Genomic DNA, 5,502 nt, shown 5'->3' on the forward strand with positions numbered 1-5,502 from the left:
GGTCAGTTCATACGATGGAGAAGCACCACAGTGGTTTAAGGACGGCATTGAAGCAGCACTCTTAGCGCCTACCGCACTGGCAAAGCAGGCATTCACCATCAGAGGTAAAGGAAATAAGGTTTCAATTTCCTGTGATAACGGCATCTTTACCGGTGTGGATACAGGTCTTGTGAAATATCACTTTGAACTGGGAGCAGGAAAAGGTAACTTTCAATGGGAGTAGCGAATATGGATGGGCAGATACAAACACTTCAAAGATTGATTGATGAAAGTAATTTCACACTGGCAATTACGGGCGCAGGGATATCGGTTGCCTCCGGCATTCCGAGCATGCATGGACTCAATCTGGCAGAGACTCTGCAATTTGCTTCCAATACCGTGCTGAAGGCAACGCCGGAGCATTATTACAGAGTCGCCAGGCATTCTTTTCTCGACGCCATGTTTCAAAATGGTCCGAGTCTCTCGCATAAGAAACTGGCTGAATTGGAGCAGAAGGGAAAGGTCCAGGGAATCATAACAACCAATCTGGACCATCTTCACAGTCTTGCCGGCTCGAAAAATGTGGCAGAGATTCAGGGAAGCTTTGCCGTGAATACCTGTCTTAAATGTGGAAAGCGAAACTATGATGTGAATATCTGGAATAAAGGGAAAGCGCCAAGATGTGAGTGCGGAGGATTATATTCCTGCTGGCCTGTTTATGCGCATGTTGGGCTCTATAATGAGGATGTGCTAAAAGCTCAGGAATGGGCGCGAAAGGCAAAGCTCGTCATTATTGTAGGCGCAATCGGGAACTATGGAAGCGTATATTGGAATCACATAAAACCGTCTGCAAAGATCGTACAGATCAATCCGAAACAGACAGGGTTTGATTCTTCGGCCTTTCTGAATATCCACAGTACCTGCGATGAGGTTTTTGCCGGGTTGTCATAGGAGGATGTATTGATGATACGATGTATTAAGGGTGATATAACAAAAGTTCATGGTGTGGATGCCATTGTCAATGCCGCGAATCGCACCCTGCTCGGAGGAGGCGGAGTGGATGGTGCGATCCACAGGGCTGCGGGACCGGGACTTCGGGCTGAATGCTTTAAATTGCATGGCTGTAAAACGGGAGAGGCAAAGATCACAAAGGCATATAATCTCCCGTGCAGGTATGTGATTCACACAGTCGGTCCGGTATGGCATGGCGGAAAAAAGAATGAGGATAAGCTGTTGGAATTGTGTTATCGAAACTCGCTGCAGGTTGCCAAAGAACAGGGGATACGCAGCATAGCATTCCCCTCCATTTCTACAGGTGTGTTTTATTATCCGGTTGAGCAGGCTGCGAAGATTGCAGTTAAGACCGTTCAGAAATATATGGATGAGAATCCGGATGCATTTGATTTGGTGATGTGGGTGCTGTTTGATAACAACACATATGGAATATATTCTGAAATGATTCAATGAAAGATTGCCTGCAGGTTTATTTTTTTATCTCTTTTGTTGCCCAAAGGGCAGGCAGTAAGAAGCTGGATGTAAAAGTGGTCACAAGAGAGGGATTTGAAACAGTGTACACGGAAGATGAGATTTCACCGCTAGGCAGGATGCTGGGCACAAACTATCAGGATTATGCGCTTGCAGGGAACAACGGAGAAGATGCTCTGTCTCCGGAAGAGCTGGAAAAGGTTCTGGGTCGTGAGATTACGCCGCTGGCGGATGCGTTGAAGGAATTGATATAGGAGCATCTGCATTGATGGGGATATAGACGACGTGCTTACGAAAATATAATTAAAGAATGAATGAAGGATATATCCGAACATAAAGTAAATAAATATGTTGACATCAATCCGAAATCGGACTATTATAATCAAAGTCTGATTTCGGATTATTTAATTTGGAGGAAAAAGAATGCTTCATGAAAACAATGAAAATCTTATGAGATTTATAAATTTAGATAAAGAACTGAGCAGCATTTATCAGAAGCAGTCCAAAAAGTTTGAGATATCTGAGACAACAATACTGATTCTGTATGCTATCAGAGCGTCAGAAAATGGAGTTACTCAGAAAGAGATAATTGAAGAATATCTTTTACCTAAACAGACTGTGAATTCGGCAATGAAAAAGCTACTTGATGAAGGAAAGGTCTTTGTGTCTGAGAAGAACGGGCGAGAAAAGAGATTTCTTTTGACCAAAGAGGGGGTAAAAATGGCGGCCAAAAGTGCAGATCTTATCCTTGAAGCTGAGAAAAAAGCATTTTTCTCGTTTACGGAAAAAGAGCAGAAAACCATTGTGAGTCTCCTTGAAAAGTACAACAAAAGGCTTAAAGATGAAATGAACAGATTTTGAGGTTAGAAATGATTTTAAGAAAAGAAAAAGATGTGATCCAGCTTTCAGACCACTTTGATTACAAAAGATTATTAAGATACTGCTTCCCATCAATGACAATGGTGGTGTTTACATCTATATATGGAGTAGTTGACGGACTGTTTGTATCCAACTTTGTTGGTAAAAACGCCTTTGCGGCGATAAACATAGTGATGCCGGCACTTATGATCCTTGGAGCCTTGGGACTTATGTTTGGCTCCGGAGGAACAGCGCTTGTGGCGAAGACACTTGGGGAAAAGAAAAATGATCTGGCCAATAAGTATTTCTCCATGATGATAGAGTTTGCAGTACTTTTAGGATTAACAGCTACACTAATTGGTTTTGTATTTATGCCTAATATTGTGGATGCTTTGGGAGCATCGGCACTTATAAGGGACGAGGCTGTTCTTTATGGAAGGGTTGTTATTCTTTTTACAGCGACAGCTGATCTCCAGTTTGTGTTTCAGAGCTTTATGACTGCAGCAGAAAAACCGCGATTGGGACTGCGGATAACTGTAGCAGCTGGACTAACAAATATGATTTTAGATGCGGTATTTGTAGGAGTCTTAAGGTGGGGAGTAACCGGCGCGGCCCTTGCAACTGGTTTTAGCCAGATTGTGGGAGGTGTTATTCCACTTATATATTTCGCCAGTGAAAATGACAGCCTTTTAAGGTTCTCTTTTACCAAAATTGAAATTGATGTAGTGGGAAAGGCTGCGTTTAATGGCATGTCAGAGCTTATGGCAAATATTGCAACGTCTCTTGTGAGCATGGTGTACAATAAGCAGCTCATGAACTACGCCCAGGAAAACGGTGTTGCAGCATACGGAGTGATAATGTATGTTCAGTTTGTATTCCTGGGAATGCTGTTCGGATATACTTTTGGATCGTCCCCAATCATTAGCTACCATTATGGGGCCGGAAATACCAAAGAACTTAATAATCTCATGAAACGAAGCTTTATACTTGAATATACAGGTGGAGTAATGATGTTTGTTATGGCTCAACTCCTTGCAAGACCGATAGCATCTCTGTTCGTGGGCTATGACGCAGAGCTTCTTGAAATGACAGTTGGAGCATTCAGAATATTCCTTTTTGCTTTTATTCTGGCTGGGGGAAATCTTTTTGCATCATCGTTTTTTACTGCGCTTAATAATGGACCGATTTCTGCCGTCATTTCTTTTATGAGAACGCTGGTATTTGAACTGCTATCAGTAGTTCTTTTGCCAATCATATTTGGAGTAAATGGCATCTGGGGAGCTGTTGCTGTGGCTGAAGTGGCTTCATGTATATTGTCCTGGGCATTCCTCTTTACTCAGAACAAAAAGTATCATTATCTGATATCTAAATAAATGCAGAAATATGTGTATCAATTTTTGAAGGAACAGGAGATGAGATTAAGGATATGTGGTTCTGCATTATGGATGGAAAGCAGACGGAGATCATCCTTCGAATTACAATTGATCAGCTCCTGATGATCACCCATAAACTCATAATGCTGGCAGGTAAGCCTATCAAGAAAGGCTCTTACTGCCAGCTTTTTTTCTGCAATAAGTTTCTCCAGAATAGCTGTTGTATCTGTTTTGTAAACAGCGATGAGCGGCTCATCTTTACCATCATGGGACAGAATAGTGGCATCAAAATTTCCGGAGAAATGCTTCTTTAGAAGGCTCTCCAATGTTTGGCTTGAGATAAGCGGAACATCAACGCTGAGTACAAGTGCATTGCTGCAGTTACATTCCAAAAAGCAGGAATAGAGACCTCCCAGTGGGCCCATGTCAGGTATTATATCCATTATGTGGTGGGCATATGGGATAGGAGAAGATTTACCTGAAACATGGACCCTGCCGGCACCAAGGTCTCTTAGTTTATCTGTCTGTATCTGGAGGAAGGACTTTCCATCAAGAATGATTTCTGACTTGTCCGTTCCCATTCTTTTGCTTTTTCCGCCTGCCAAAACAATTCCGTCAAACTCATTCATTTAAAAGTTCAATCCTCACAACATTCTTCACCTGACGTTTTGAGTCGCTGTCACCGAACACATACAGTCTTGCACTGGTGCTTCCGTCGTCTTCCTGCTGTTTTGCAAGATAAGCTTTACCATCTTCGTTTATTTCGTCAAAAGAAATTTCAGCGGCAAATTCATCTGATGATACAACCCGGGCTTTTGTGAAACCGGCCTTATCAAGTCCTGATTTTGAAATGGCATCCTTTAGTGATATTCCGATCTCATCTACATCCTTTTCCTGCCCCTTGGCATTTATGGTAACGCCCTTTACTGAAACAAGGCTCCCGCTAAAGGGGTCAATGAGAACTGTTTTATCCCCATTTATAATAGCCAGATTCCCTTTTGGCGCATCATTTCTTGACCTCAAATAGAAAACAGATGCAATGCAGGTAATTACTAGCATAATGATGACGATAACAATACTTTTTTTCTTCATGTTGTCTCCTTGTTTTTATATGGTATTTTTGCGGTGGCTTTATCTGGACCGATGACCGGGTGGAGCCTTTCTACAAGTTTCTCTCCCAAAAGCCCGCAGATGGAACCGCTTGTGGCAGCAACCAGTGCATATACAAAAAGAACTATTCCACTTAATTTGAACACAATGAAGTTTGCGGTAAGACAAGCCGTAATAGAAGCAATTATAGACGAAATCAGTATACCATTATCGCGTCGACCGGAAGTTTTCTCTGCTAAAAAGAAAACCAGATCAATCATGATTCCAGGAAGGATGTAGCCGATAGGCGCAAGAGCGCCCATGCTGCCGGTCATTCCAAAACACAATGCAAGAAGGCTCTGGACAATGCCCATGATTGTAGCACAGAAAGGAAATGGCATAAGTGCAGCCGCTATGACTAAAAATAGTAGAGAGAAGCTGGTGGCAATACCACCCGGGATATGAAGAAATTCAGTTATGAAATTTGCTGCGGGAGATATCAGTTTTTTGGCAAACAAACCAAGATCGCAGCATAAAGCCATAAAAATAAGGCTTCTGAGATCTGCTTTTTTCATTATGTTCTCCTTTTCAATAAGGAAGGCGCTTCTGTTTCCATCTGCACCCCGGCAGAGTATTTGTCTGCGTCTTAAAAGCCATGAAGACTAAAGCTTTTTAGGCTTAAAAGCTCGGAGATTTTCTACAAACTGATTATACCATA

General features: G+C 42.2%; 9 protein-coding genes and 1 riboswitch. Of the genes, 6 read left to right on the forward strand and 3 right to left on the reverse strand.

Annotated elements, in window-relative coordinates; all coding sequences use genetic code 11:
* The 6 genes from J6O61_RS11420 to J6O61_RS11445 all read left to right on the forward strand — a co-directional run.
* Positions 1-223: nitroreductase family protein (locus J6O61_RS11420; RefSeq protein ID WP_292213215.1), on the forward strand; the 223-nt coding region annotated here is incomplete at its 5' end.
* A complete protein-coding gene (locus J6O61_RS11425) occupies positions 214-930 on the forward strand; it encodes an SIR2 family NAD-dependent protein deacylase (RefSeq protein WP_292213219.1) in 717 nt (238 codons plus the stop codon). The genes J6O61_RS11420 and J6O61_RS11425, both read left to right, overlap by 10 nt.
* 12 nt (positions 931-942) lie before the next feature.
* Positions 943-1,446, forward strand: a complete 504-nt coding sequence (locus J6O61_RS11430) for an O-acetyl-ADP-ribose deacetylase (RefSeq protein WP_292204197.1) — start codon at positions 943-945, stop codon at positions 1,444-1,446.
* Positions 1,443-1,718 carry a hypothetical protein gene (locus tag J6O61_RS11435; protein WP_292204198.1) on the forward strand — a complete coding sequence of 92 codons (276 nt, stop codon included), beginning with the start codon at positions 1,443-1,445 and terminating at the stop codon, positions 1,716-1,718. Before J6O61_RS11430 ends, J6O61_RS11435 begins: the two co-directional genes overlap by 4 nt.
* Before the next feature lie 169 nt (positions 1,719-1,887).
* Positions 1,888-2,325 (forward strand): MarR family winged helix-turn-helix transcriptional regulator, encoded by a 438-nt coding sequence (locus J6O61_RS11440; protein ID WP_292213222.1) that lies wholly within the window; start codon positions 1,888-1,890, stop codon positions 2,323-2,325.
* Between the two features lie 8 nt (positions 2,326-2,333).
* Positions 2,334-3,695 (forward strand): MATE family efflux transporter, encoded by a 1,362-nt coding sequence (locus tag J6O61_RS11445; RefSeq protein ID WP_292213224.1) that lies wholly within the window; start codon positions 2,334-2,336, stop codon positions 3,693-3,695.
* Positions 3,696-3,712: 17 nt separating this feature from the next.
* Here J6O61_RS11445 and mobA read toward each other — a convergent pair whose 3' ends face one another.
* From mobA to J6O61_RS11460, 3 genes are all read right to left on the reverse strand, one after another.
* Entirely contained in the window at positions 3,713-4,324 is a 612-nt protein-coding gene (mobA, locus tag J6O61_RS11450; RefSeq protein WP_292213227.1) for a molybdenum cofactor guanylyltransferase, read from the reverse strand.
* Positions 4,317-4,787 carry a hypothetical protein gene (locus tag J6O61_RS11455; RefSeq protein ID WP_292213230.1) on the reverse strand — a complete coding sequence of 157 codons (471 nt, stop codon included), beginning with the start codon at positions 4,785-4,787 and terminating at the stop codon, positions 4,317-4,319. Before J6O61_RS11455 ends, mobA begins: the two co-directional genes overlap by 8 nt.
* Positions 4,784-5,359, reverse strand: coding sequence for a hypothetical protein (locus J6O61_RS11460; RefSeq protein ID WP_292213233.1), 576 nt, complete (start codon positions 5,357-5,359; stop codon positions 4,784-4,786). Before J6O61_RS11460 ends, J6O61_RS11455 begins: the two co-directional genes overlap by 4 nt.
* Positions 5,350-5,488: riboswitch (molybdenum cofactor riboswitch) on the reverse strand. It overlaps the preceding gene by 10 nt.
* Positions 5,489-5,502 lie beyond the last annotated feature (14 nt).

The organism is Butyrivibrio sp. (assembly GCF_017635265.1).
Lineage (GTDB): Bacteria > Bacillota > Clostridia > Lachnospirales > Lachnospiraceae > Butyrivibrio.